The organism is Kribbella sp. NPDC006257 (assembly GCF_040613535.1).
Taxonomy (GTDB): Bacteria; Actinomycetota; Actinomycetes; order Propionibacteriales; family Kribbellaceae; genus Kribbella.
Genome location: NZ_JBEXSJ010000025.1, coordinates 70,720 through 94,302, shown reverse-complemented (window position 1 = coordinate 94,302; position 23,583 = coordinate 70,720). Strand labels below are relative to the sequence as shown.

The following is a 23,583-nucleotide window of genomic DNA, read 5'->3' as shown; positions in this document are numbered from 1 at the left end:
GGGGACCTCGGTGCCGCGTTCAGTACGCCTGGCTTCGTGGAAGTGAGGGATTCGGTGTCGCGTTCGCTGTGCCCGGCTTCGTGGAAGTGAGGGATTCGGTGTCGCGTTCAGTACGCCTGGCTTCGTGGAAGTGAGGGATTCGGTGTCGCGTTCAGTACGCCTGGCTTCGTGGAAGTGAGGGATTCGGTGTCGCGTTCAGTACGCCCGGCTCCATGCATGCGGGGAATCGGTGTCGCGTTCACCACGGTGTACCCCCGTTCGTCTGGCACGGTTCGATCCGCAGCCCGGAGATCGCCGAGTAGGCCGCGTACTACGGTGACGGGTTCTTCCACAACAACATCTTCTGGCCGGCCGATCACACGGCCCGGCTGGTGAACTACTACCGCCAGCGCTTCGAGCACTACGGGCACGGCGCGGCGGACCAGGCGATCGTCGGGCGCGGCGGTCCGTTTTCATGCGGAAAGCGGCGTGGGATGCGCACACGCTGACGGATGGGCGGTTCGACTTGGGAATCGGGACCGGGCGTCCGACGGCGGCGAAGTTTGCGGCTGAGCTGGGGTTGCCTTGGGGAACGGCACAGGAGCGTCGCGAGCAGCTCATCGAGACGCTGGATCAGCTGGCCAAGCTGGATGGCGAACGGCGTACGCCGATCATGCTCGCCGCCGCGGGACACAAGGCGCTGGCGGCGGCGCGCGCGAACATCGTGTCGATCGCGAAGCCGGCGACGGCGCCGCGCGAGGAGGTCGCCACGCTCGCTCGGGAGCAGCGGGAGCAGCGGGAGCAGCGGGAGCAGCGGGAGCTGGCGGCGTCGCGGGCGGACGACATCGAGTTGGCGATGAACCTGTTCGCGGCCGGCAACGGCGAGCTGCAGGTCTGGACGAAGCAGGCAACCGGGATCGACGCGGAGGAGCTGGCGAAGAGCGATTCGCTGATGTTGCTGCCGGTGTCGTGGTTCCCGACGCTGCGGGAGGTACTGCAGCCGACGGGGTCGGTCCGGTTGTCTTGGATGGACCGTTGCCGCCTTCCCCTCAAGGGGCGCATCGCCTACCGCCGCTGTCCTGCCCATTCACTCGCTCGCGTCCGGCGGCGGCTGCCTACGGCTCATGACATTCCCATGACCCATGCCCCTGGCGTGGGTGATGGGCGCACTGGGGGGCATTCGCGGGTGAGTGGGGGCGTGGTGGGTGAGCGGTAACACCCGTCGACACTCTGCTGCCGGGTTCACTGAAGAATTCCGTCCCATCACGTCGAATCTTGCCTGCCCCGGCGTGTGCCTCGACGGAGCTGTGTGACGGCTACCAGACCCGCCCGGCATGCGATGGCTGGGGCAGCTTCTTCAGTCCCTGGCGAGTGTCCAGATCAACCGGCCCGAAGATGAGTAGGTAGGTCGGATGGGGACTGTGGGGCTGGAATGGGTGGGTGGGGGATTGGGCGCACTAGCCTTGGGGGATGGGTGTTGCGAGGTTCAAGGACCTGTGTGTGGATGTGACGTGTCCTAGTGCGATGACGTCTTTCTGGGGACGAGTGCTCGGGTTGACGTCGCCGGCGGACAATCCGGCGGTGCTGGTGGGGGACCGGCCGGAGAAGACGGTGTGGATCAATCAGGTTCCGGAGCCGCGGACGGTGAAGCAGCGGGTGCATCTGGACGTGCACACCGGGTCGATCGGGGAACTGGAGAAGCTCGGCGCGGTGGTGCGGAGTCCGATCAGCGACGAGCAGCCGTGGACCGTCCTGGAGGATCCCGAGGGTGGTGAGTTCTGCGGGTTCGAGCGGGACAGCGTACCGGCGTACCGGCTGATGGAGTTGGTCGTCGACTCGGTTGACCCGGAGGCGCAGGCGCGGTGGTGGGCGGGGCTGGTGGGTGGTGAGGCCAAGCATCGGCCCGGCGAGCCGTATTACTGGCTGGAGGAGGTTCCCGGGCTGCCGTTCCCGTACTGGGTCTTCGTTCCCGTGCCCGAGCCTAAGACGGTCAAGAACCGGATCCACTGGGACGTCACCGCGGACGAGCTGCAGCCCGTGCTGGACGCGGGTGCGACACTGCTGCGGCCCAAGGATGACGAGATCGGCTGGTGGGTCTGCGCCGATCCCGAGGGCAACGAGTTCTGTGTGTTCCTGCCACCCGCTGCCGCCGAGGAGACCGATGACCAAGCTTGATCTCACCCAGTCCGGACCGGACCTGACCGAGTCGCTGGTCGACATCTCGTCGGTCAGCGGGTCCGAACAGGAACTGGCCGACGCGGTCGAGGTCGCCCTCTCGGCGTACCCGCAGCTGACCGTCAGCCGGCACGGGAACACGGTCGTCGCCCGGACCGGACTCGGGCGCGCCGAGCGGATCGTGATCGCCGGGCACCTCGACACCGTGCCGCTGAACGACAACCTGCCGGCGCGGCGCGCGGACGGGCTGATCCACGGGCTCGGTGCGTGCGACATGAAGGGTGGGGTCGCGGTCGGGCTCCGGCTCGCGGCGACCCTGACTGAGCCGATCCGCGATGTCACCTATGTGTTTTACGACTGCGAGGAGATCGAGGCCGAGCGGAACGGGCTGTTCAAGCTCTCCCAGTCTTCGCCGGAGTTGCTGCAGGGCGTGTTCGCGGTGGTGATGGAGCCGTCGAACGCCGTCGTCGAGGCCGGCTGCCAGGGGACGATGCGGGCGGAGATCACGACTCGCGGTGAGCGGGCGCACTCGGCCCGCTCGTGGATGGGGCAGAACGCGATCCATGCGGCCGGTGAGGTGCTGGCGCGGCTGGCGGCGTACGAGCCACGGCGGGTGCTGATCGACGGGCTCGAGTACCGCGAGGGGCTGAACGCGGTCGGGATCAGCGGTGGGGTCGCGGGCAACGTCGTACCGGATCTGTGCACGGTCGTGGTCAACTACCGGTTCGCGCCGAGCCGGTCGGAGGCGGAGGCCGAGGCGCATGTCCGGGAGGTGTTCGCAGGGTTCGAGGTGGTGGTGACGGACTCGGCGCCGGGTGGGTTGCCTGGGCTGGAGCGTCCGGCGGCGGCTGCTTTCTTGAAGGTTGTCGGTGGTGAGCCGCAGCCGAAGTTCGGGTGGACCGACGTCGCCCGGTTCACGCTGCTCGGCGTACCGGCGGTGAATTACGGGCCTGGCGACCCGCTGCTGGCGCACAAGCAGGAGGAGTACGTGCCGGAGGCGGAGATCGAGCAGTGTGAACAGCGGTTGAGAAGCTGGTTGACAGCGGAATAGTTATGGCTTGCCGCTCGGCGTGACCTGCCCGTACTGCGGGTCTGTGGTGGCCCTCCGCACTAATCTTGGGGTATGGCAGAACCATCGATCCACCCGGACCGCCCGCAGTCGCAGCAGCGCGGGCCCGTGGTGATGCGGCGTAACCAGGTGCAGCACTCGACGTCGGAGCAGCGCCTGCTGGACAGCCGCGGACCGTCCGACTGGGTGCACACCGACCCCTGGCGGGTGCTGCGGATCCAGTCGGAATTCATCGAGGGCTTCGGCATGCTCGCCGAGCTCGGGGCTGCCATCAGTGTCTTCGGGTCGGCGCGGACCAGTCCGGACGACCCGATGTACGCGGCCGCCGAGCGGTTCGGGCGGAAGCTGGTCGAGGCCGGGTACGCGGTGATCACCGGCGGTGGGCCGGGCGTGATGGAGGCGGCGAACAAGGGCGCCTCCGAGGCCGGCGGCGTGTCGGTCGGGCTCGGCATCGAGCTGCCGTTCGAGAGTGGGCTGAACGAGTGGGTCGACATCGGGATGAACTTCCGGTACTTCTTCACCCGCAAGACGATGTTCGTGAAGTACGCCCAGGGGTTCGTGGTGATGCCGGGCGGGTTCGGCACGCTGGACGAGCTGTTCGAGGCGTTGACGCTGGCGCAGACGCGCAAGGTGACGTCGTTCCCGGTGGTGCTGTTCGGTACGTCGTACTGGAGCGGGCTGGTCGACTGGCTGCGCGAGACGATGCTTGCCGACGGCAAGATCTCCACGGCCGACCTGGAGATGTTCATCGTCACCGACGACGAGGACGAGGCGATCAGCTACATCGTCAAGTCGGGTGAGCTGGCCGATGCCGCCGCGGCCGCGGCGGCATCGGCGGCGGCGCGCGACGTCGCCGAAGTGGACAGCCCCGAGGCGCGCGAGCGGCGCGAGGCGCACCGGCTGGGTTCGGACGGGCAGTGAAACCCCGCAGCGTCGGACGGACCGGTGAGGTTCGGACGGCCGGGAAACCCGGAGCGATTGTGCGGTGAGGTACCGCGGCATGGCACGATCGGTCCCGTGATGTGGTTCTTTGCGCTGATTGTCGTGGTCCTCATCGGGGCCGTCGCCGTGGTCGCCTCCGGGCGCTGGGGCGCTATGAGTACGGCGTACGACGATCGGCCGGACATGTCGGTACCGGCCCGGCAAGCGCTCACCTCGGACGACATCGAGACGGCGCGCTTCGGCGTCGGCCTGCGCGGCTACCGGATGGACGAGGTCGACACGCTGCTCGAACGGGTCGCCCGCGAGGTCGCCGAGCGCGACCGCCGGATCGCCGACCTCGAGCGAGCCGTCACCCCCATCATGCACGGCCCCGAGGGCGCCGGCTTCGCCTCCCGGCACACCTACGACCCCGCCGACTTCGACGACACCGGCTACCAACTCCCCATCCTCGTCGGCGGCGACTTCCCACCAGACACCACGACCCCCGAAGCACCTGTGGCCGATCCTTCCGCGACCCACCACCCTGTCGCCGAGGCACCCGAAGCAGAGCCGACCGCCGACCCTTCCGCGGCACACCCTGTCGCCGAGGCACCCGCAGCAGAGCCACTCGCCGAGGATTTCGCGACCCACCCTGTCGCCGAGGCACCCGAAGCAGAGCCACTCGCCGAGGATTTCGCGACCCAGCCTGCCGCTGAGGCACCCGGGACAGAGCCGCTCGCCGAGGCATCCGCGGGACAGCCCGTCACCGAGGCACCTGTGGTCCAGCCTGTCGCAGAGCCCGAGACTCAGGTGGTCGCTGAGGCACCCGGGGACGAGCCGGTCGCCGAGGGTTTCTGGGCACAGCCTGTCGCCGAGGCGCCCGCGACCCAGCCTGTCGCCGACGGGTCCGCGGTACAGCCGGGTTCCGCGGCATCTGGGGGACTGTCTGTCGCGGAGTCTGAAGCCCAGCAGGGCGCCCAGCCCGAGCCTTCAGCCGATTCCGAAGCGCAGCAGGCAGCCCCGCCCGACGCCCCACAGGCAGCCCATGGTGAAGCGACGCAGCCGTTCCAGCCGGAGGCGCAGCAGCCGTTCCAGTCGGAGGCGCAGCAGGCGTTCCCGCCGGCAGCAGTGCAGCCGGCTCAGACTGGCCCGCAGGTAGCAGCCGACACCCCGATTCAGCAGAGCGTCACGCCCGAGCCAGCCCGCCCTGCCCAGCCTTCAGCCGAGTCCCAGCCTCCAGTCGAGTCTCCAGCGGAGCAGGCCGCCCAACCGCAAGTAGCAGAGCCCGCTTCGCCAATCGCAGGCGCCCAGGGTCTGGCAGGAGGAGGGTCCTCCGCACTGGAGGTGCCACTTCCGCCGGTGCCGCCGGAGCCCACGCTGCACCCACAGAGTTCAGCCGAATCGCAGTCCTGGTTCGAGGAGACACCACCCACCGCACCCGCAGAGCAGCCGCCGGCCGCGCAGCAAGAGCAGCCGGCAGCACAGCAGCCCGACGCGCCGCAGGTCGGCGAGCAGTCGGGGTGGACCACCTGGCAGCGCCCTGAGGGGCAGGAGCAAGCAGCTGCGGAGCAAGGTGGGACGGGGCAAGGCGGGGCGGCGCAGTCTGCGGCCGGTCAGCCTGAGTCGGGTTTGGGTACGTGGCAGCGCCCCGAGCCGGAGCAGCAGTCAGGTGCGGAGCAAGCTGCGGTAGAGCAGTCCGGGGCGGAGCACGCTGGCGTGGAGCAAGCCGCGGGACTTCCTGGCGTCGAGGAAACCCAGGGGCAGCCTAGGGGCGGGCAACCCGCGGGGGAGACCCAGGCGGGGCAGCCCGGGGTGGGCGAAGCTGCGGGGCAGGCTCAGGCGGGGCAGGGCGTCGTACGGGGGCAGGTGCAGGGGCAGTTGTGGGCTGATCCGGGCGCGGCGGGGGTGCAGTCGGCCAACGGGTGGCAGGACTTGCCTGGGGAGCGGGAGAACGGGGTGGTGGGCGAGCAGAGTGGGCTGGGCGAGGAGCTGACTGATCAGGCTCCTCGGGGGCGGCATAGTGCGGCTCCCGATACGGGTGCCTTTCAGCGTCCGAGCTGATGACTGACAGCGGGTCTTGTCATGCGGAGGCCTCGGTGCGGTTGCCGATGGCGCCGGAGGACGCTTGGGATCTGGTGATGGACTGGGAGCGGCAGTCGCGGTGGATGCTGTTCACCCGCGTCTGGGCGACCGGGAACGACGGCCGGGGCGTCGGCGGCGGAGTCGCGGCGCGAACTTCTGTCGGTGGCTTGGGGTTCACTGACGACATGGTCATCACGCACTGGGATCCGCCGCGCGAATGCACGGTGAAACACCTCGGCAAGATCGTGCGGGGAACGGGGACGTTCGCCGTCCGGCCCGCGCCCGGCGGCGCCAGCACCTTCGTCTGGTCCGAGGACGTCACGCCACCGTTCGGCCGGCTGGGGCGACTCGCCTGGCCGGTGGTGCGGCCCGGGTTCGAGTTGATGATGCGGATCTCGTTCAACCGGCTGACGAAGGAACTCGCACGATGACGGTCACAGGTCCGGATGGTCAGCCCCGCTGCGGCTGGGCGACCTCGGCTCCGGAGTACGTCGAATATCACGACACCGAGTGGGGCAAGGAGATCCGCGACGACCACGGGTTGTTCGAGCGGATGACGCTGGAAGGGTTCCAGTCCGGGTTGTCCTGGATCACGATCCTGCGCAAACGGGAGAACTTCCGGAAGGCGTTCGACCAGTTCGATCCGCAGAAGATCGCGGCGTACGGGACGGACGACTTCGACCGGTTGATGGCCGATGCCGGGATCGTCCGCAATCGCCTGAAGATCAACGCGACGATCGCCAACGCCCGCGCCCTGCTGGAGCTTCAGGAGGGCGAGCTCACCGACCTCCTCTGGTCGTTCCAGCCCGAGAACCGCCCGGCCCCCAAAACCTTCGACGAGGTCCCCGCCACCACGCCCGAATCCGTCGCGATGTCCAAAGCCCTTAAAAAGAAGGGCTTCGTCTTCGTAGGCCCCACCACCGCCTACGCCCTCATGCAGGCCACCGGAATCGTCAACGACCACCTAGCCGACTGCATCGCCCGCTGAAGCCCCCGCCAGCACCCGGCGATCGACGTGAAGAGGCGGCCCAGCCCTCCGTGTGCCGCTTAACCCCCTGCTATAGCAGGGGGTGAAGCACGCAAAGGGGAGTGAACCCCACGCAACGAGATGCAGGTCAGCGAGAGCGGCGTCGCGAGTGCGGCGTCGGGGGGCGGGGGCAGCGGAGTCGGGGGTTATTTGCCGTGGAAGGTGGGGCGCTCTTTCGCGACGAAGGAGGCTACGGCGTTTTTGTGGTCTTCGGTGTCGCCGGTGAGGCGCATCTTGGTGGCTTCGAAGGCGAGGGATTCGGCCAGGGTGTGGGTGGCTGAGTAGGCGATCGACTGGCGGACCGAGGCGTAGGCGACGGTGGGGCCGTTGGCGAGTTTGGTGGCCAGCTCGCCCACGACACTCGCGAGCTCGTGGGCAGGGACGACCTTGGTGGCCAGGCCGAGGTCCAGGGCCTCCGCGGCCGGGATGGTGCGCGGGAAGTAGAGGAGTTCGGTCGCGCGCGCCTGGCCGATCAGCCGGGGGAGGGTCCACGAGATCCCGGTGTCGCAGGACAGCGCGATGCCGGTGAACGCCAGGTTGAAGCCGGCCGTGTCGGCGACGATCCGGAAGTCCGCGGCGAACGCCATCGACGCGCCGGCGCCCGCGGCGACGCCGTTCAGGGCGGCGATCACCGGCTTCGGCATCTCGGCGATGGCCAGCGCGATCGGCGTGTAGTGGTCCGGCACCGTGCTCCAGAGCGCGGCCGTGTCGTTGGCCTCCAGCAGCGTGATGTGCTCCTTCAGGTCCTGCCCGACGCAGAACGCGCGACCGGTCCCGGTCAGGACGACAGCCCGTACGCCGGTGTCCTCGGCCGCGGCCTGCAGGGTGTCCCGGAGGGCGACCTTGGTGGCGATGTCGAGCGAGTTCATCGCTTCCGGCCGGTTCAGGGTGATCGTGGCGATGCCCTCGGACACGTCGTACAGGACGGAGTCACTCATCGTGCCTAGCTCCCAACAGTCGGTGAGATTTTCAGTGAACGGTCAGGCAGTTGTCCACGAAACGCCCGGCCGCGTGGCCCAGCCGATTCGCGTGGAAATCGAAGAATGCGGCCGCCCGGGCACCGGCCCAGTCGTCCGGCAGGAGCTCGGCCGGCAGGCCCGGATCGAGGAACAGGAACTTGCGCCACTCGTGCACCAGGTGGGAGCGGACCGCGAACGCCTGCTCGTCGGTCGCGTCCGGCCCGGCGCTCTCGGCCAGCGCCTTCGCCTCGTTCAGCCAGTTGTCGTACGACGCGCCGAGCTCGTCGAGTTTCCAGACCCGCCGGGCGAACTCGACCGCGTCGTCCTCGACCGGTGCCCGGAAGCGGTCCGCCGGGATTCCCTCGACGCCGAGAATCTGGTCCACCTCGCTGTCGTTGCGCAGTCCGACCCAGGCCGCATCGGACAGCGGAGCCCAACCCAGGAAGGCGAGTTGGCTCGCCAGCTGTTCGCGGCGGCGGGCGTTCGGGACCTCGTGCAAGATGCTCAGATGCCACGTGCGGTCCCACTCGCTACGGCCGTCGCCACCGGCCTCGGTGCGGTAGATCCGGGCCGCGGCGTCGTCGAGGCGGCGACGCGCCCGGGTGGTCAATGCGTAACCGGGCTGACCGTCGATCCGGACCGGCTCCAGCCAGCCCTGCCGGACCATCCGGGAGACGGCGGTCCGGACGGCCGGTGGATGGACTCCCAGCGGCGCGAGCAGCCGGACCAGGGCGGCCACCGGGGCGCGCGCACCACGCGCGCGCAGGTGGTCGCCGTACAGGTCGAAGAGCGCTGAACGGGCGTGCACGAGACCTGAGTCTGCCGTATGGTGCACGGCTCTGGCCTGACTTCGGGGATAATGGGTCGCGATACACACTGCGATACGCGCCGACGGCGCATCACCGCACGGCGCCGGCGACGGTCCACCGTGTGGTGTCGTCGCTCAAGACCGAAGAGGGCAAGATCCATGAGGGAAGGGGTGCGCGCATGGCGGCGATGAAGCCGCGGACGGGCGATGGTCCGCTCGAGGTCACCAAGGAGGGCCGCGGGATCGTGATGCGGGTCCCGCTCGAGGGCGGCGGTCGTTTGGTCGTCGAACTGAACGCCGATGAGGCGACCGAGCTCGGGAACGCGCTGAAGGCCGTTGTCGGCTGAGCCGACTCTCCGGGGTGCATCTGCACGAGCGCACCCGCGACAACTCCAACGACCCCGGTGGGTGCTTTCCGGCACCGGCCGGGGTCGTTACGGTTGGCCCAGAATCAGCCCAGCGTGAATCAGTCCGTTCTGTGATCGAACAGTGAGGTCGTCGAAGTGGCTCGCCGAAGTGCACGCACCGTGTTCCCGACCCTGCCGGCCGTCGTCTGGCAGCCCGGGCTCCCCGTCCATGGAGCCCGCAGTTGGGTGATCCTGGTCGGTGAAGCGGGCCTGCCCGCCGCCGCGAAGGAGGCCGGGGAGCGTCTCGGCGTCGACCTCGACCGGCTGCTGGAGGTCCAGGAGGAGTCCGGTTTCAGCCGCTCCGCCGGTACGACGGCCGCGTACCCGCTGCTCACCGGTGAGGTGGCCGAGGTGCTGCTGGTCGGTGCCGGCGCGGGCACCCCGAGAGACCTGCGACACGCCGGAGCCGCGATCGCACGCTTCGGCCGCGGCAAGGACGAGCTCACCACGGTCGTTGCCGAGGGCATCGAGGACGCGGGGCTGCAGGCGTTCGCCGAAGGTGTCGTGCTCGGGTCGTTCACGTTCAGCCGCAAGACCGTCGACACCGGTAAACCGGTGGCCGGCCGGATCGAGGTGACCGACGGCACCGAGGAGGACCGCGACATCGCGGTCGAACGCGGCCTGGTGATCGGCCGCACCGGCTGGCTGGCGCGCGAGTTCGCCACCACCCCCTCGAACGAGAAGGACCCGGCCTGGATGGCCGCCCGCGCGACGGAGCTGGCCGCCGAGACCGGCCTGGACGTGACTGTCTGGGACGAGAAGAAGCTGGCGGCCGACGGCTTCGGCGGAATCCTTGCGGTCGGCAAGGGCTCCACCCGGCCGCCGCGGTTCATCCGGCTCGACTACACCCCGGCCGGCGCGACCGACGACACGCCGTACGTCGTCCTGGTCGGCAAGGGCATCACCTACGACACCGGCGGCCTGTCGCTGAAGCCACGCGAGGGCATGGTGTCGATGAAGCGGGACATGACCGGCGGTGGTTCGGTGATCGCGACCATGTCGGCGCTGAAGGAGCTCGGCGCGAAGGTCCGCGTCACCGGGCTGATCTGCTCGGCCGAGAACATGCCGTCCGGTACGGCGTACCGGCCGGACGACGTGATCCGGCACTACGGCGGCCGGACGACCGAGGTGAAGAACACCGATGCCGAAGGGCGTCTGGTGCTTGCCGACGGACTCGCGTACGCCGTCCAGGAGCTCGCGCCGGACGTCATCGTCGACATCGCGACGCTGACCGGCGCGATCAAGGTGTCGCTCGGCTCGATGCTGTACGGCGGGTTGTTCGCCACCGACGACGCGCTCGCGGACAACCTCGCCGATGCGGGTGAGGCGTCCGGCGAGCGACTCTGGCGGATGCCGCTGCCGGCCGAGTACACCGAGCTGATCTCGACCCCGATCGCGGATTCGGTGAACTCCTCGAAGGGACCGGGGTCGATCACGGCCGCGCTGTTCCTCAAGGCGTTCGCGGGCGACGTGCCGTGGGCGCACCTGGACCTGTCCAGCATCGCCGAGTCCCCGGCCGACGCCCTCGAATACACCACCGGCGCCACCGGAGCCGGCGCCCGCCTGCTCACCACCTGGCTCACCAGCGACACCCCCACCGCCGGCATCGGCTGACCTACAGCAGCGACTGGTAAAGCTCTACGGTTTTGTTGGCGACGGCGTCCCAGCCGAAGTCGGCGATGGCGCGGGCGCGGCCGGCCTTGCCCATGGCTTCGGCCTTCGCGGGGTCGGCGACCAGGGCGTTGATGCCTTCGGCGAGCTCGCGTTCGAAGGTCGCGATGTCGTTCTCGTCATAGCCGACCAGCGTGCCGGTCACGCCGTCGACGACGACGTCAGGAATGCCGCCGACCGCGCTGGCGACGACGGCCGTCTCGCACGCCATCGCTTCCAGGTTGACGATGCCCAGCGGCTCGTAGACCGACGGGCAGCAGAACGCGAGCGCGTGCGTGAGAACCTGCCGGACCTCTTCACGCGGCAGCATCTCCGAGACGATGAACACACCGTCGCGGCTGGTCCGCAGCTCGTCGACCAGCGCGTCGGTCTCGGCCTTCAGCTCGGGAGTGTCGGCGGCGCCGGCGAGTAGCACGAGCTGCACCGACGGGTCCAGCTGCAGTCCGGCGCGGAGCAGGTGCGGGACGCCCTTCTGCCGGGTGATCCGGCCGACGAACGTCACGTACGGCCGGTTCAGATCGACGCCGAGCCGCTCGAGCACGTTCGTCGAGTGGTCCGGGTGGTAGAAGTCCGAGTCGATCCCGTTCGTGATGATGTGCACCTTGGCCGGGTCGATCGCCGGGTAGCTGGCGAGGATGTCATCGCGGGTAGCGTGGCTCACCGCGACAACCGCATCAGCAGCCTCGTACGCCGTACGCTCGGCCCAGCTCGACAAGCGGTAGCCGCCGCCGAGCTGCTCCGCCTTCCACGGCCGCAGCGGCTCCAATGAGTGCGCGGTGACCACGTGCGGTACGCCGTACAGGAGCTTCGCCCAGTGGCCGGCCATGTTCGCGTACCAGGTGTGGGAGTGCACGACCTCGGCCGACTCGACGCCGGCGGTCATCGTCAGGTCGGTGGAGAGGATCCGCAGGGCCGCGTTCGCGTGCGGCATCCGCGGGTCGTCCTCGGAGTGCGCGATCGCGCCCAGCCGTGGTTCGCCCATGCAGTGCACTTCGACGTCGAGCAGCCGGCGCAGCTCGCGCACCAGAAAGTCCACGTGCACCCCCGCCCCGCCGTACACGTCGGGTGGGAACTCACGTGTCAGTATCGCGACCTTCATGCTGCTGACCATAAAGCATTGGCAAAGCGAGGGCTGGCCGCCGCGGGGCGGCTGAGATCAGGGAAGGCGGAAGGTGTGGGGCGCCGTCCTCAGCTGACGTGGGTGGGGACCCAGAAGCGGAGTTTGCCGTGGCGTTCGTCTTCGAGTTCACCGCCGGCGGACTCGATGACGCGGCGGGAGGCATAGTTGTCGACGTCGCAGGTGACCAGGGCGGTGTCGATGCCGAGCCGGGCCGCCCAGGGGAGTGACTCGGTCAGCATCCGGGTCGCGTAGCCCTTGCGCTGGGCCGAGGGGCGGACGACGTAGCCGATGTGTCCGCCGAGTTCGTACAGCGCCGGAGTGAGGCTGTGCCGGATCGCGAGGCGGCCGAGCCACTCGTCGGCTTCGACGTACCAGAGCATCGTCTGGTGCACCAGATCCGGCGGCATCTCGGTCTCCGGCAGCGCCTCGGACCGGGCCGCCTCGACGAAGGCGGCGAACTCGCCCGGATCCTCCAGCTCCTCGCGGCTCCACTCCCGCCACGGCCCGCGCGCGCCCATCCACCGCTCTTCCGCCGGCCCCAACTCGTCCCATGCGTCGAGGAAGGAACGGTGAACGGCAGTAGTCGGTACGACGAGTTCGGGCATGGTCACAGTGTCCGACACTCGCAAGCGTCTTATGCAAAGCCCCGACCGAAGCTAAGGTGCGGACATGGCGAAGGCACCGAAGATCCTGGGAATCGTGCTGGCCGGCGGCGAGGGGAAGCGGCTGATGCCGCTGACGGCGGACCGGGCCAAACCGGCAGTGCCGTTCGGCGGGAGTTATCGCCTGATCGACTTCGTGCTGTCCAACCTGGTCAACGCGGGCATCCGCAGCTTGTGCGTACTCACGCAGTACAAGTCGCACTCGCTCGACCGGCACGTCACGATCACCTGGCGGATGTCGACGTTCCTGGGCAACTACGTCACCTGTGTGCCGGCCCAGCAGCGACTCGGCCCGCAGTGGTACCAGGGCAGTGCCGACGCGATCTACCAGTCGATGAATCTCATCAACGACGCAAAGCCCGACATCATCGTTGTGTTCGGCGCGGACCACGTGTACCGGATGGACGCCTCCCAGATGGTGCAGGCGCACATCGAGCGCGGCAACGGGGTGACCGTGGCCGGCATCCGGGTGCCGCGCGCCGAGGCGTCGGAGTTCGGCGTGATCAAGACCGCCGACGACGGGCACGCGATCGCGGAGTTCCTGGAGAAGCCGGCCGATCCACCGGGCCTGCCGGACTCCCCGGACGAGACGTTCGCCTCGATGGGTAACTACGTGTTCAGCGCCGACGTCCTGGTCGAGGCGCTCAAGAAGGACGCGGCCAACCCCGCCTCCCGGCACGACATGGGCGGCGACATCGTCCCGATGCTGGTTGCCGAGGGCAAGGCCGGCGTCTACGACTTCAAGGACAACGACGTACCGGGGGCGCTCGACCGGGACCGCTCGTACTGGCGCGACGTCGGTTCACTCGACTCGTACCACGAGGCGCACATGGACCTGGTCTCGATCCAGCCGGTCTTCAACCTCTACAACTCCGACTGGCCGATCTTCACCTCGCACCCGCAGCTGCCGGGCGCGAAGTTCACCGACAACGCGACCGTCGGTGAGTCGATCGTCTGCGCAGGCTCCATCATCAGCGGCGCGACCGTGGACCACTCGGTGATCGGCGCGAACGTGATCGTGCTGGCCGGCGCGAAGATCGAACGCGCGGTGATCATGGACAACTGCAAGATCGGCGCGAACGTCGTGCTCAAGAACGTGATCCTGGACAAGAACATCGAGCTCCCGGACAACACCGAGATCGGTGTCGATCCGGATCACGACCGCGAGCGCGGGTTCACCGTGTCCAAGGGCGGTGTCACGGTGCTCGGCAAGGGCCAGGTCATCAAGCCGTGACCGAGCTAGGGCCGCAACCGGCTGTCGAAGGCGTGGAGATCGGCTCCGAGGCCGAGTCGTACACGCTGGACAAGGCCGACCCCGGTCACCGGGACCTGTTCGACATCCCGCCGGTCGACGACGGGTACTACCCGGACGTCGCCTACTTCGCGGGCAACTCCCTCGGGCTTCGACCCAAGGCGACGCGCAGCGAGCTTCTCGAGGACCTCGACTCGTGGGCGGCGCTGGGTGTCGAGGGGCATCTCGAAGCGACGCGTCCCTGGCTCCCGTACCACGAGCTGCTCACCGGGCCGGCCGCTCGCCTCGTCGGCGCCTTGCCCAGCGAGACCGTGATCATGAATTCCCTCACGGTCAACCTGCATCTGCTGATGGTGTCGTTCTACCGCCCGACCGTGGACCGCTTCCGGATCGTGATCGAGGACTCGGCCTTCCCGTCCGACAGCTACGCCGTCCGGTCGCAGGCCCGCTTCCACGGCTTCGATCCCGACGACGCCGTCGTACGACTGAAGCCACGGGACGGTGAAGACTGCCTCCGTACGACGGATGTCCTCGCGCGCCTGACTCCGGATGTGGCCCTGGTCCTGCTCGGTGGGGTCAACTACCTGACCGGCCAGCTGATGGACATTCCGGCGATCACCGCAGCCGGTCACGAAGCTGGAGCGGTCGTCGGCTGGGATCTCGCGCACGCGGCCGGGAACGTGCCGTTGTCGCTGCACGAGTGGGACGTGGATTTCGCGGCCTGGTGTTCGTACAAGTACCTCAACTCCGGGCCGGGTGCGCTCGCCGGTGCCTTCGTGCACGAGCGGCATCTCGGCTCGACGGAGCTGCAGCGGTTCGAAGGTTGGTGGAGCACGGATGCGGCGACCCGGTTCGAGATGACGCCGGAGTCGAGGCCGCCCGCGTCGGCCGATGCCTGGCAGGTGTCGAACCCGCCGATCTTCTCGATGAGCCCGGTGCGGACGTCGCTGGAGCTGTTCGACAAGGTCGGCATCGGCGTACTCCGGGAACGCAGCATCCGGCTCACGGCGTACCTGGAACGCCTGCTCGCCGAATTCCTTCCCGGTCGCCCGTTGCAGCTGATCACGCCGAGCGATCCGGCTGAACGCGGTGCGCAACTCTCATTGCGCATCGGCGGAGACCGTACGGCGGGGGAGCTCGCCAAGGTGCTCCGATTCGAGTTCGGGGTGATCGCCGACGCGCGGGAGCCCGACGTACTGCGGCTTGCCCCTGTTCCGCTGTACTCGCTGTATCACGACTGCTGGCGGGCCGCTCGAGCGCTGGCCGAAGCCGTTCCGGAGGTCTCAGGATCTCCGGAGACCTCATGACGGAGTGTGGATGACTGAGCGTGTCGCCATTGTCGGAGCTGGGCTGACCGGGTCGCTGCTGGCCTGCTTCCTGGCGCGGCGGGGGTTGCCGGTGGCCCTGTACGAACGGCGCCCGGATCCGCGGGTGGCGCAGGTGGAGCGCGGGCGGTCGATCAACCTGGCGATCTCCGAGCGCGGGCTGGATGCGTTACGGCGGATCGGGCTGGTCGACGAGGTGATGCGCGACGCGTTGCCGATGAAGGGCCGGATGATCCACCCGGTTGAGGGTCCGCTGGACTTTCATCAGTACAGCGCTTCCGGTGAACGCGCGATCAACTCGATCAGTCGGGGTGTGCTCAACAACGCGTTGCTGGATGCGGCTGCGGCGGCGCCTGGGGTGGAGGTGTTCTTCGAGCATCGGCTGGTGGAGCTCGATTCGCAGGCCGGGTCGATGATCTTCGCGACTCCTACCGGCAAGGTGGAGGCGCGGGCGGACGTCGTACTGGGTGCTGATGGCGCTGGGTCCGCAGTACGGGGGCAGTTGCTGGCCGAGGGTGCCGTGGGGGAGGACGTCGACTTCTTGGATTACGGGTACAAGGAGTTGAGCATCCCTGCTGTGGACGGGGAGTTCGCGCTGGATCCGGGGGCGCTGCATATCTGGCCGCGGGGGACGTCGATGATGATCGCGTTGCCTAATCCGGATCGGTCGTTCACCTGCACGTTGTTCCGGCCGACCGGGTCGTTCGACGCGTTGTCGGATGCCGGGGCGATCGAGGCGCACTTCCGGTCGGAGTACCCGGATCTGTTGCCGTTGGCCCCTTCGTTGGTGGACGACTATCAGCACAATCCTGTCGGGGTGCTGGGGACCGTGCATACGTCGCCGTGGCAGGCGCATGGGCGGACTGCGCTGATCGGCGATGCGGCGCACGCGATCGTGCCGTTCTACGGGCAGGGCGCGAACTGTGCGTTCGAGGATGTGGTCGAGTTGGATCGCTGCCTGGACGACACCGCGGGGACGTGGGCGCGCGCGTTGCCACTCTTCGAGCACCGGCGGCGGGAGAACACCGAGGCGATCGCCGAGATGGCGCTGGCCAACTTCGTCGAGATGCGCGACAAGGTCGCCTCGCCGGTCTTCCGCCTCGGCAAACGCATCGAGCACGCACTCGAACGAGCCCTCCCCGGCCGCTACGTCTCCCGTTACGAACTAGTCTCCTTCTCCACCACCCCGTACGCCGAGGTTAGAGCCCGAGTCCACCGCCAACACCAGGCGCTGGCTGCCGGAGTGTTGTTAGGTGCGGCGGTCCTCGGAATCGCGGGCCGAATTGCCAGGAGAAGAAGATGACCTCGCTTTGGCGACCTGAACTGTTGACCGGGCAACCCAGTGAAGCAGGGCTGTTGCGGAACTTTGTGGGTGGGGAGTTCGTCAGCGGCGGCTCGACGTTTGCCAAGCTCTCGCCGGTGACGGGGGAGAAGATTTTTGATGTGTGTGAAGCCGATGAGGCGATTGTGGATGCGGCAGTGGGGGCTGCTCGGGCTGCGTTGACGGGGCCTTGGGGGCGGATGGGGGAGCAGGAGCGGGCGGGGGTGTTGCGGCGGGTTGCCGATGAGTTGGAGCGGCGGTTCGACGACCTGATCGCGGCAGAGGTCGGCGACACCGGCAAGTCGATCAGCCAGGCGCGGACGCTCGACATCCCGCGAGGAGCGGCCAACTTCCGGGCGTTTGCCGACTTCGCGACCACCACGCCGACCGAGTCGTATCCGATGGTGTTGCCCGACGGACGGCGCGCGTTGAATTACGCCGTACGGAAGCCTGCTGGTGTGGTGGCGATCATCGTGCCCTGGAATCTTCCGCTGCTGCTGCTCACCTGGAAGGTCGCCCCGGCGCTTGCCTGCGGCAACGCGGTCGTCGTCAAACCCTCCGAGGAGACGCCGTCCTCGGCGACCGTACTCGCCGAGGTGATGGCCGCGGCCGGCGTACCGGACGGTGTCTTCAACCTCGTGCACGGCTTCGGCCCGTCGTCGGCGGGGGAGTTCCTGACCAAGCATCCCGGCGTCGACGCGATCACGTTCACCGGCGAATCGTCCACCGGCAGCGCGATCGCGAAGGCCGCGGCCGACGGCGTAAAGGCCGTCTCCTTCGAACTCGGCGGCAAGAACGCGGGCCTCGTCTTCGCCGACGCCGACCTGGACGCAGCCGTCGAGGGATCGATCCGCTCGACCTTCACCAACGGCGGCCAGGTCTGCCTGTGCACCGAACGCCTCTACGTGCAACGGCCCGTCTTCGAAGAGTTCTCCGAGCGACTGGCCAAGCGCGCTAGCGAACTCACCTTCGGCTGGCCCGCCGACGAAGCAACGATGAACATGCCGCTGATCTCCAAACAGCACCGCGACAAGGTCCTCGGGTACTACGAGCTCGCGCGCTCCGAAGGTGGCACGGTGCTCGCGGGTGGCGGCGTACCGTCGTTCGGCGATGCCCGCGACGGTGGTTGCTATGTGCAGCCGACCGTCGTCACCGGCCTGCCCGCGGACGCCCGCACCAACACCGAGGAGATCTTCGGCCCGATCTGCCACATCGCCCCCTTCGACACCGAAGAGGAGGCGTTCGCCCTGGCCAACAACAGCCGCTACGGTCTCGCCGCGACCGTCTGGACCCGCGACGTCGGCCGCGCCCACCGGGCCGGCATCGCCCTCGACGTCGGCATCGTCTGGGTCAACACCTGGTTCCTCCGCGACCTCCGCACCCCCTTCGGCGGCATGAAGCTCTCCGGCCTCGGCCGCGAAGGCGGCACCCACTCCTTCCACTTCTACTCAGAGTTGACGAACGTCTGCGTTGAACTCTCATGAACCCAACCCGACAGGTTCCTGCGTCAGTGAGATTGGCGTCTAGGTGGCTGGTGTGAGACGAGGTGCTGCTCGGCAAGGCCCGCCCAGCCGATCCGCCCGACCTCGGCTCCGTCCGGAACCACTCACACTCACGCCCAGGCCCACCGACCGTATCGACCTGCCGTCGGAGGTCACACTTACCGGCTCGACTCGCTGTGCTCTTTCGACCTACCGGCCCGACTCACCGTCACCCCTCGACATACCGGCCCGACTCACCGTATTTCGACGAAAAAGTCGGCGAGTCGAACCGGGTGGTTGACTCGAACCGGCGAGTCGATCCGGCAAGTCGCGCGGGGTTCGGCGAGTCGAGCCGGGAGGTGTGGTGAGGAGCGCGAATCGAGCCGGTCGGCGCACAGAGACCGCCGAGGGCGGGATGTGGAAATCGGCCGGATTCACCGTGCAGCACGTTGCTGGACGCAGAGCGGCAGATTGCGCCCCAAAGCAGCGGCAAGGTGCACAAGACGGCTGGAGCGCTGCACCATCTCCTGGTCGTCTGAGGCGACGCGCCGGAGACTTGGCCGTGACGGCTGCAGGGTCTGAGTGCGTGGCGACGGGTGGTGGGCTGACCGGGCCTGATGGAGGATGTTGAGCATGAGTGGCGCGAAGGTGGTGGCGGGGAAGGCTGTGCCGCGGGGGAAGTTTCCGCATGTGAAGGTCGCGAACGGGTTCGCGTATGTCTCGGGGACCTCGTCGCGGCGGGCCGACAACACGATCGCGGGGGCTTCGGTCGACGAGTTCGGCACCACCACGCTGGACATCCGGGAGCAGACGCGGGCGGTGATCGAGAACATCCGGGACATCCTCGCCTCCGTCGGCGCCGGGCTGGAGGATGTGGTCAACCTGACGTCGTACCTGGTCAGCATGAACGACTTCGGCGGCTACAACGAGGTGTACGCGGAGTACTTCGACGAGACCGGACCGGCCCGTACGACGGTCGCCGTGCACCAGCTTCCGCATCCACAACTACTCATCGAGATTCAGGCTGTCGCGGCGATCCCGCAAGACACTGGAGAGGTGAAGTGATGGTCAACTTGAAGTCGACGAACTTTCCCGGCTGGATCGAGGAGAACAAGCACCTGCTGAAGCCGCCGGTCGGCAACAAGCAGATGTTCCCGACCGGCGACGACTTCATCACGATGGTGGTCGGCGGGCCGAACTCGCGCAACGACTTCCACGTCGATCCGTACGAGGAGTTCTTCTACCAGATCAAGGGCACCATGCACGTCGACGTGATGACCGACGACGGGCCGGCCCGGGTCGACATCAACGAGGGCGAGATGTGGGTGCTGCCACGGAACATGCCGCACTCGCCGCAGCGCGACGCGGACTCGATCGGCCTGGTGATCGAGCGGGTCCGCGAACAGGGCACGCTGGAGAAGTTCCGTTGGTACTGCGCGAACTGCAACGGCATCGTGCACGAGGTCGAGCTGCAGGTGAACGACATCGTCGAAGACCTGCCGCCGGTCTTCAAGGCCTTCTACGACAGCGAAGAAGCCCGCACCTGCCCCACCTGCGGCACCCTCCACCCAGGCAAGGCCGGATGATCCCGTACTACGGGGTGGGCGGCACGTACTGCGCGATGGCGGGCCGCCTGCGCGAGGTGCTGAGCAGCTCGCCGTACTGCGCGGTGGCCGGTCGCCTGCGCGGGGTGCCGAGCCTCTCGCCGTACGCCGGATGGCCGGTCACGTGACGAACCCGGTCGTCGACGTCCACACTCACCTTGTCCCCAAGGGATGGCCCGATCTCGCCGTCGCCTGTGGTGGGGGTGATTGGCCGTGGTTGCGGATCGACTCCGAGCGGGCGGCGATGATCATGGTCGGGGAGACGGAGTTCCGGCCGATCGGTCCGCAGACCTGGGATCCGGCGATCCGGCGTACAGATATGGATGCCGACGGCATCGATCTCCAAGTGGTCTCGCCGACCCCGGTCTTCTTCGCCTACGAGCGGCCCGCCGACCAGGCGATCAAGGTCTCCAGGATCTTCAACGACCTGACCCTGGAGACGCTTGCCGGGGACAACAGGTTGATCCCGTTCTGCCAGGTGCCGCTGCAGGACCCGGACGCCGCCTGCGCCGAACTCGACCGCTGTCTCGCGGCCGGTCACCAAGGCGTCGAGATCGGTAACCACGTCGGCGATCGCGACCTCGACGACGCCGGGATCGTTGCCTTCCTCAAGCATTGTGCCGAGGTCGGCGCGCCGGTTCTCGTGCATCCGTGGGACATGCCCGGCGGTCCGCGGCTGAACCGCTGGATGGCGCGCTGGCTGACCGGAATGCCCGGCGAGACGCATTTGTCGCTGCTGGCAATGATCCTGGGCGGCGCGTTCGACCAACTGCCCGAGTCGCTGCGGATCTGCTTCGCCCACGGTGGTGGGAGTTTCGCGTTCTGGCTCGGGCGCGTCGAGAACGCCTGGCAGCGCCGCGGCGACGTCGTCCGCGGCAAGTCCGAACACTCGCCGAGCCACTACCTGAACAGGTTTTTCGTCGATACGGTGGTGTTCGAAGAGCCTGCCTTGCGGCTGCTGGTCGATACTCTGGGAGAAGACCAACTGATTCTCGGCAGTGATTACCCTTATCCGCTGGGCGAACGGCCGGTCGGTGAAGTGGTTCGGAAGGCCGGCTTCCTGTCCGACGGACAGCAACAGAAACTGCTGTCCACAAACGCACACCGTTACCTGGGCAGACCTCACTAAGGAGGTCCGAAGTGAGCGAGAACCGTTCCGTGCTGTCCCGCGAGGCGCGGGAGCCCGACAAACTGCTCCGGTACGGCGATCATCCGGACCAGGTGATGGACGTCTGGGAGGCCAAGTCGTACCGGCCGCTGGTGGTGTTCATCCATGGCGGGTTCTGGCGCCCGGAATACGACCGGACGCACGCCCGGCCGCTCGGTGAAGCGCTTGCCGACGAGGGGTGGCCGGTGGCTTCGCTGGAGTACAGGAGGGAGCCGGGGCAGCCTGATCTGACAACCAGCGACGTGCGGACGGCGCTGGATCGGTTGCCGGATCTGCTGGATGTGCACGCCGGATTCGTGTTGATCGGGCATTCGGCGGGCGGGCACCTGGCGTTGTGGGCCGCGGCGACGTTGAACCCGGTGCGGTTGCGGGGGACGGTCGCGCTGGCTCCGGTGGCGGATCTGTTGCTGGCGGATCGGCTGGGGCTGGACGACGGCGCAGTACAGGATTTCGTCGGGAGCGGCGTACGCAACGATCTCGATCCGGTGCATCTGCCGGCGCCGATCATGCCGGTGTCGATGGTGCATGGGACGGCCGATCTGCGAGTGCCGATCACAGTCGCTGAGTCTTATTTGAACGCGCATCCGACTGCTCGGTTGGTGCGCATCGAAGGAGCTGGGCACTACGAGGTGATCGATCCGCTGACCGAGGCGTGGCATCTGGTGACGGCGGAGCTGACGAGGTTTTCCGGGTGACCTTCGACCCGTACGCCGTGATGGCGGGCGATCCGTGGTCTGCGGGCAACCCCGACGGGTATATCGACCTCGGTACGGCGGAGAACCGGCTCGTCTTCGATCTCCTCGAACCGAAGCTCACCGCGCCTCGCCGGGTGACGGCCGAGGACACCTGGTACCAGGATCGGGCGGGCTCTCTCTCATTGCGCGTGGAGCTGGCGCGGTTCCTGACCGGGTTGCAGAAGTCCGAGGTGGACCCGGCTGACCTCGTGGTTCTGGCGGGCGCCGGTCCTGCTCTGGAAATCCTTGCGTTCGCGCTCTGCGACCCGGGTGACGGCATCGTCGTACCGGCTCCGTATTTCGCCGGTGTGGACTTCGCCTTCTCGGCCCGGGCCGGAGCGGAGATCGTCCCGGCCTGGCCTGAACTAAGCCTTGAACTAACCGCTGACAGCGTAGAGCGGGCGATCGTCGAGGCGGACCGCCCGGTGCGGGCCGTCGCGTTGGTGTCGCCGAACAACCCGCTCGGACAGACCTACGACGAGACGACGCTGCGGGCGGTGGGTGAGGTGACGGCGAGACACGGGCTGCACCTCATCGCGGACGAGATCTACGCAGGATCCGTGTATTCCGGGGACTTCGTGAGCACCACCCGGCTGGTCTCGTCGGTGCTTCCGGCGGACCGGCTGCACGTGGTCTGGGGATTCGCGAAGGACTTCGGGCTGAGCGGGTTCCGGGTCGGCGTACTCCAGACCCGCAATCCCGAGATCCGGGCGATCGCCGAACGCCTCGGTCGCCTGGCGAACCCCTCGAGCGACACCCAGGCCGTACTCCGTGATCTGCTCGCCGACACGGAGTGGACCGAAGCGTTCCTGGCCGAATCCCGGATTCGCCTGGCGACGGCGTACCGGCGTACGACGGAAGCTCTCGACGCGGCCGGCATCCCCTACCTCCCAGCCACCGCCGGCCTGTTCCTCTACCTCGACCTCCGCGGCTTCCTCCCAGAACCAACCTTCGAAGCCGAACGCACCCTAGCCACCCGCATCTTCACCGAAGCCCGCCTCCACCTCGCCCCAGGCGCCGCCTTCCACACCCCCCTCCCCGGCTACTACCGCCTCTGCTTCGCCACGGACCCGGCCGCGGTGAGCACAGCCATCGCGCGACTCAGCGCACGGTTGTGAGCACCATCCACCGCAGCCGCGCCTCGATCGTCTTGAAGTCGTAGTCCTGAGCAACGTCCGGCGCCCCTTCGTCGATCGGGACCTGGACACCACCCTGCGGGCACGAAAAGTCGTCGGTGATGTCACCGGCGACTGTGAACGTGCTCAGCAGCCGACCGGTTCTGGTCTCGTACACGCGGAACAGATGGGTCGCCGGATAGACCTTGCTGGTGCCGAAGTCCCAACGGCAGGTGGCGATCGGTTTGGTACCGGTCTGGCGCAGGCCGGTCTTGCAGACGGACAGCTGGGATCCCGTGGAGTTGTCTTCACCCGGCTTACCCACCGGCGCCCGCCAGGCCGCCGGAAGGTAGTAGCTCTTGAAAGGCTCGGTGTAGAGCTTGCGGTCGAACTTCGCAAACCCAGCGGCAACAAGATGCGGCCCCTTGCCCTTGTACGGCGGTGCGTCGGGATTCGGCATCGGCGGATCCACCGTGCATGGATGACCGCCCATCGCACTGGGGCTGACAGACGGAGCCGAGCTGGGCCCCGACGATGCCGTAGTGCCCGCACTCGGCGACTCGGATGCCTCCGGCTTGTCCCCCGAGCACCCGGCCATCCCAGCTAGCAACCCGATCAGCAGCACCCCAACGGCCCGGCTACCCATACTGCGACCTTACCGACGCCGGCCGGTCGACCACCCAGGCATGGCCGGATGCTGTCA

24 protein-coding genes and 1 pseudogene are annotated in these 23,583 nt (G+C 68.0%); 20 read left to right on the top strand and 5 right to left on the bottom strand.

Annotation, left to right across the window (positions count from 1 at the left end; genetic code table 11):
* Nucleotides 1-245 precede the first annotated feature (245 nt).
* From ABZ004_RS27315 to ABZ004_RS27280, 8 genes and pseudogenes are all read left to right on the top strand, one after another.
* Nucleotides 246-478, top strand: a pseudogene (locus tag ABZ004_RS27315) (LLM class flavin-dependent oxidoreductase); the annotation flags it as partial.
* Complete coding sequence (locus ABZ004_RS27310; RefSeq protein WP_355683940.1) at nucleotides 455-1,195, top strand: hypothetical protein; 741 nt, start codon at nucleotides 455-457, stop codon at nucleotides 1,193-1,195. The pseudogene ABZ004_RS27315 and the gene ABZ004_RS27310, both read left to right, overlap by 24 nt.
* Before the next feature lie 254 nt (nucleotides 1,196-1,449).
* On the top strand, nucleotides 1,450-2,154 hold the full coding sequence (locus ABZ004_RS27305) for a VOC family protein (protein ID WP_355683913.1): 705 nt from the start codon (nucleotides 1,450-1,452) through the stop codon (nucleotides 2,152-2,154).
* Nucleotides 2,141-3,205, top strand: coding sequence for a succinyl-diaminopimelate desuccinylase (dapE, locus tag ABZ004_RS27300; RefSeq protein ID WP_355683912.1), 1,065 nt, complete (start codon nucleotides 2,141-2,143; stop codon nucleotides 3,203-3,205). Before ABZ004_RS27305 ends, dapE begins: the two co-directional genes overlap by 14 nt.
* A gap of 72 nt (nucleotides 3,206-3,277) precedes the next feature.
* Nucleotides 3,278-4,144 carry a TIGR00730 family Rossman fold protein gene (locus ABZ004_RS27295; protein ID WP_355683911.1) on the top strand — a complete coding sequence of 289 codons (867 nt, stop codon included), beginning with the start codon at nucleotides 3,278-3,280 and terminating at the stop codon, nucleotides 4,142-4,144.
* A gap of 99 nt (nucleotides 4,145-4,243) precedes the next feature.
* Nucleotides 4,244-6,205: a DivIVA domain-containing protein gene (locus ABZ004_RS27290; RefSeq protein ID WP_355683938.1), complete on the top strand. Its 1,962-nt coding sequence runs from the start codon at nucleotides 4,244-4,246 to the stop codon at nucleotides 6,203-6,205.
* Complete coding sequence (locus tag ABZ004_RS27285; RefSeq protein ID WP_355683910.1) at nucleotides 6,205-6,657, top strand: SRPBCC family protein; 453 nt, start codon at nucleotides 6,205-6,207, stop codon at nucleotides 6,655-6,657. Before ABZ004_RS27290 ends, ABZ004_RS27285 begins: the two co-directional genes overlap by 1 nt.
* On the top strand, nucleotides 6,654-7,214 hold the full coding sequence (locus ABZ004_RS27280; protein ID WP_355683909.1) for a DNA-3-methyladenine glycosylase I: 561 nt from the start codon (nucleotides 6,654-6,656) through the stop codon (nucleotides 7,212-7,214). The genes ABZ004_RS27285 and ABZ004_RS27280 overlap by 4 nt, the downstream gene beginning before the upstream one ends.
* 185 nt (nucleotides 7,215-7,399) lie before the next feature.
* Here ABZ004_RS27280 and ABZ004_RS27275 read toward each other — a convergent pair whose 3' ends face one another.
* Both ABZ004_RS27275 and ABZ004_RS27270 read right to left on the bottom strand, forming a co-directional pair.
* The gene (locus ABZ004_RS27275; protein ID WP_355683908.1) at nucleotides 7,400-8,191 is read right to left on the bottom strand and encodes an enoyl-CoA hydratase-related protein; all 792 of its coding nucleotides are present in this window, start codon (nucleotides 8,189-8,191) and stop codon (nucleotides 7,400-7,402) included.
* Nucleotides 8,192-8,222: 31 nt separating this feature from the next.
* Entirely contained in the window at nucleotides 8,223-9,020 is a 798-nt protein-coding gene (locus ABZ004_RS27270) for a PaaX family transcriptional regulator C-terminal domain-containing protein (protein WP_355683907.1), read from the bottom strand.
* A 179-nt stretch (nucleotides 9,021-9,199) separates the two neighbouring features.
* On the opposite strand from ABZ004_RS27270, the gene ABZ004_RS27265 reads away from it, so the two are divergent.
* Both ABZ004_RS27265 and ABZ004_RS27260 read left to right on the top strand, forming a co-directional pair.
* Entirely contained in the window at nucleotides 9,200-9,367 is a 168-nt protein-coding gene (locus ABZ004_RS27265) for a DUF3117 domain-containing protein (RefSeq protein WP_012923066.1), read from the top strand.
* Nucleotides 9,368-9,523: 156 nt separating this feature from the next.
* Complete coding sequence (locus ABZ004_RS27260; protein WP_355683906.1) at nucleotides 9,524-11,041, top strand: leucyl aminopeptidase family protein; 1,518 nt, start codon at nucleotides 9,524-9,526, stop codon at nucleotides 11,039-11,041.
* A 1-nt stretch (nucleotide 11,042) separates the two neighbouring features.
* Here ABZ004_RS27260 and glgA read toward each other — a convergent pair whose 3' ends face one another.
* Both glgA and ABZ004_RS27250 read right to left on the bottom strand, forming a co-directional pair.
* Nucleotides 11,043-12,197 carry a glycogen synthase gene (gene glgA / locus ABZ004_RS27255; protein ID WP_355683905.1) on the bottom strand — a complete coding sequence of 385 codons (1,155 nt, stop codon included), beginning with the start codon at nucleotides 12,195-12,197 and terminating at the stop codon, nucleotides 11,043-11,045.
* A gap of 89 nt (nucleotides 12,198-12,286) precedes the next feature.
* On the bottom strand, nucleotides 12,287-12,823 hold the full coding sequence (locus tag ABZ004_RS27250) for a GNAT family N-acetyltransferase (RefSeq protein WP_355683904.1): 537 nt from the start codon (nucleotides 12,821-12,823) through the stop codon (nucleotides 12,287-12,289).
* A 64-nt stretch (nucleotides 12,824-12,887) separates the two neighbouring features.
* Here ABZ004_RS27250 and glgC point away from each other — a divergent pair, with 64 nt between their 5' ends.
* The 10 genes from glgC to ABZ004_RS27200 all read left to right on the top strand — a co-directional run bounded on the left by glgC (nucleotide 12,888) and on the right by ABZ004_RS27200 (nucleotide 22,883).
* The gene (gene glgC, locus ABZ004_RS27245; RefSeq protein ID WP_355683903.1) at nucleotides 12,888-14,114 is read left to right on the top strand and encodes a glucose-1-phosphate adenylyltransferase; all 1,227 of its coding nucleotides are present in this window, start codon (nucleotides 12,888-12,890) and stop codon (nucleotides 14,112-14,114) included.
* On the top strand, nucleotides 14,111-15,439 hold the full coding sequence (gene kynU, locus ABZ004_RS27240) for a kynureninase (RefSeq protein WP_355683902.1): 1,329 nt from the start codon (nucleotides 14,111-14,113) through the stop codon (nucleotides 15,437-15,439). The genes glgC and kynU overlap by 4 nt, the downstream gene beginning before the upstream one ends.
* 10 nt (nucleotides 15,440-15,449) lie before the next feature.
* Complete coding sequence (locus ABZ004_RS27235; protein WP_355683901.1) at nucleotides 15,450-16,760, top strand: NAD(P)/FAD-dependent oxidoreductase; 1,311 nt, start codon at nucleotides 15,450-15,452, stop codon at nucleotides 16,758-16,760.
* A 53-nt stretch (nucleotides 16,761-16,813) separates the two neighbouring features.
* On the top strand, nucleotides 16,814-18,262 hold the full coding sequence (locus ABZ004_RS27230; protein ID WP_355683900.1) for a 2-hydroxymuconic semialdehyde dehydrogenase: 1,449 nt from the start codon (nucleotides 16,814-16,816) through the stop codon (nucleotides 18,260-18,262).
* A gap of 630 nt (nucleotides 18,263-18,892) precedes the next feature.
* Nucleotides 18,893-19,324, top strand: coding sequence for a RidA family protein (locus tag ABZ004_RS27225; protein WP_355683899.1), 432 nt, complete (start codon nucleotides 18,893-18,895; stop codon nucleotides 19,322-19,324).
* Nucleotides 19,324-19,845 carry a 3-hydroxyanthranilate 3,4-dioxygenase gene (locus tag ABZ004_RS27220; RefSeq protein WP_355683898.1) on the top strand — a complete coding sequence of 174 codons (522 nt, stop codon included), beginning with the start codon at nucleotides 19,324-19,326 and terminating at the stop codon, nucleotides 19,843-19,845. Before ABZ004_RS27225 ends, ABZ004_RS27220 begins: the two co-directional genes overlap by 1 nt.
* Complete coding sequence (locus ABZ004_RS27215) at nucleotides 19,842-19,991, top strand: hypothetical protein (RefSeq protein ID WP_355683897.1); 150 nt, start codon at nucleotides 19,842-19,844, stop codon at nucleotides 19,989-19,991. Before ABZ004_RS27220 ends, ABZ004_RS27215 begins: the two co-directional genes overlap by 4 nt.
* Nucleotides 19,976-20,992: an amidohydrolase family protein gene (locus ABZ004_RS27210; protein ID WP_355683896.1), complete on the top strand. Its 1,017-nt coding sequence runs from the start codon at nucleotides 19,976-19,978 to the stop codon at nucleotides 20,990-20,992. Before ABZ004_RS27215 ends, ABZ004_RS27210 begins: the two co-directional genes overlap by 16 nt.
* 11 nt (nucleotides 20,993-21,003) lie before the next feature.
* The gene (locus ABZ004_RS27205; RefSeq protein WP_355683895.1) at nucleotides 21,004-21,726 is read left to right on the top strand and encodes an alpha/beta hydrolase; all 723 of its coding nucleotides are present in this window, start codon (nucleotides 21,004-21,006) and stop codon (nucleotides 21,724-21,726) included.
* The gene (locus ABZ004_RS27200) at nucleotides 21,723-22,883 is read left to right on the top strand and encodes an aminotransferase class I/II-fold pyridoxal phosphate-dependent enzyme (protein ID WP_355683894.1); all 1,161 of its coding nucleotides are present in this window, start codon (nucleotides 21,723-21,725) and stop codon (nucleotides 22,881-22,883) included. Before ABZ004_RS27205 ends, ABZ004_RS27200 begins: the two co-directional genes overlap by 4 nt.
* Here ABZ004_RS27200 and ABZ004_RS27195 read toward each other — a convergent pair.
* Complete coding sequence (locus ABZ004_RS27195) at nucleotides 22,867-23,526, bottom strand: hypothetical protein (protein ID WP_355683893.1); 660 nt, start codon at nucleotides 23,524-23,526, stop codon at nucleotides 22,867-22,869. The two genes, ABZ004_RS27200 and ABZ004_RS27195, sit on opposite strands and share 17 nt — an antisense overlap.
* Nucleotides 23,527-23,583: the final 57 nt, after the last annotated feature.

Coding starts and splice junctions, on each gene's coding strand:
- ABZ004_RS27220 (WP_355683898.1), top strand. CDS start 19,324: ATGGTCAACTTGAAGTCGACGAACTTTCCCGGCTGGATCGAGGAGAAC.
- ABZ004_RS27285 (WP_355683910.1), top strand. CDS start 6,205: ATGACTGACAGCGGGTCTTGTCATGCGGAGGCCTCGGTGCGGTTGCCG.
- ABZ004_RS27235 (WP_355683901.1), top strand. CDS start 15,450: ATGACTGAGCGTGTCGCCATTGTCGGAGCTGGGCTGACCGGGTCGCTG.
- ABZ004_RS27305 (WP_355683913.1), top strand. CDS start 1,450: ATGGGTGTTGCGAGGTTCAAGGACCTGTGTGTGGATGTGACGTGTCCT.
- ABZ004_RS27225 (WP_355683899.1), top strand. CDS start 18,893: ATGAGTGGCGCGAAGGTGGTGGCGGGGAAGGCTGTGCCGCGGGGGAAG.
- ABZ004_RS27265 (WP_012923066.1), top strand. CDS start 9,200: ATGGCGGCGATGAAGCCGCGGACGGGCGATGGTCCGCTCGAGGTCACC.
- glgC (WP_355683903.1), top strand. CDS start 12,888: ATGGCGAAGGCACCGAAGATCCTGGGAATCGTGCTGGCCGGCGGCGAG.
- ABZ004_RS27295 (WP_355683911.1), top strand. CDS start 3,278: ATGGCAGAACCATCGATCCACCCGGACCGCCCGCAGTCGCAGCAGCGC.
- glgA (WP_355683905.1), bottom strand. CDS start 12,197: ATGAAGGTCGCGATACTGACACGTGAGTTCCCACCCGACGTGTACGGC.
- dapE (WP_355683912.1), top strand. CDS start 2,141: ATGACCAAGCTTGATCTCACCCAGTCCGGACCGGACCTGACCGAGTCG.
- ABZ004_RS27215 (WP_355683897.1), top strand. CDS start 19,842: ATGATCCCGTACTACGGGGTGGGCGGCACGTACTGCGCGATGGCGGGC.
- ABZ004_RS27280 (WP_355683909.1), top strand. CDS start 6,654: ATGACGGTCACAGGTCCGGATGGTCAGCCCCGCTGCGGCTGGGCGACC.
- ABZ004_RS27250 (WP_355683904.1), bottom strand. CDS start 12,823: ATGCCCGAACTCGTCGTACCGACTACTGCCGTTCACCGTTCCTTCCTC.
- ABZ004_RS27210 (WP_355683896.1), top strand. CDS start 19,976: ATGGCCGGTCACGTGACGAACCCGGTCGTCGACGTCCACACTCACCTT.
- ABZ004_RS27310 (WP_355683940.1), top strand. CDS start 455: ATGCGGAAAGCGGCGTGGGATGCGCACACGCTGACGGATGGGCGGTTC.
- ABZ004_RS27195 (WP_355683893.1), bottom strand. CDS start 23,526: ATGGGTAGCCGGGCCGTTGGGGTGCTGCTGATCGGGTTGCTAGCTGGG.
- ABZ004_RS27290 (WP_355683938.1), top strand. CDS start 4,244: ATGTGGTTCTTTGCGCTGATTGTCGTGGTCCTCATCGGGGCCGTCGCC.
- ABZ004_RS27275 (WP_355683908.1), bottom strand. CDS start 8,191: ATGAGTGACTCCGTCCTGTACGACGTGTCCGAGGGCATCGCCACGATC.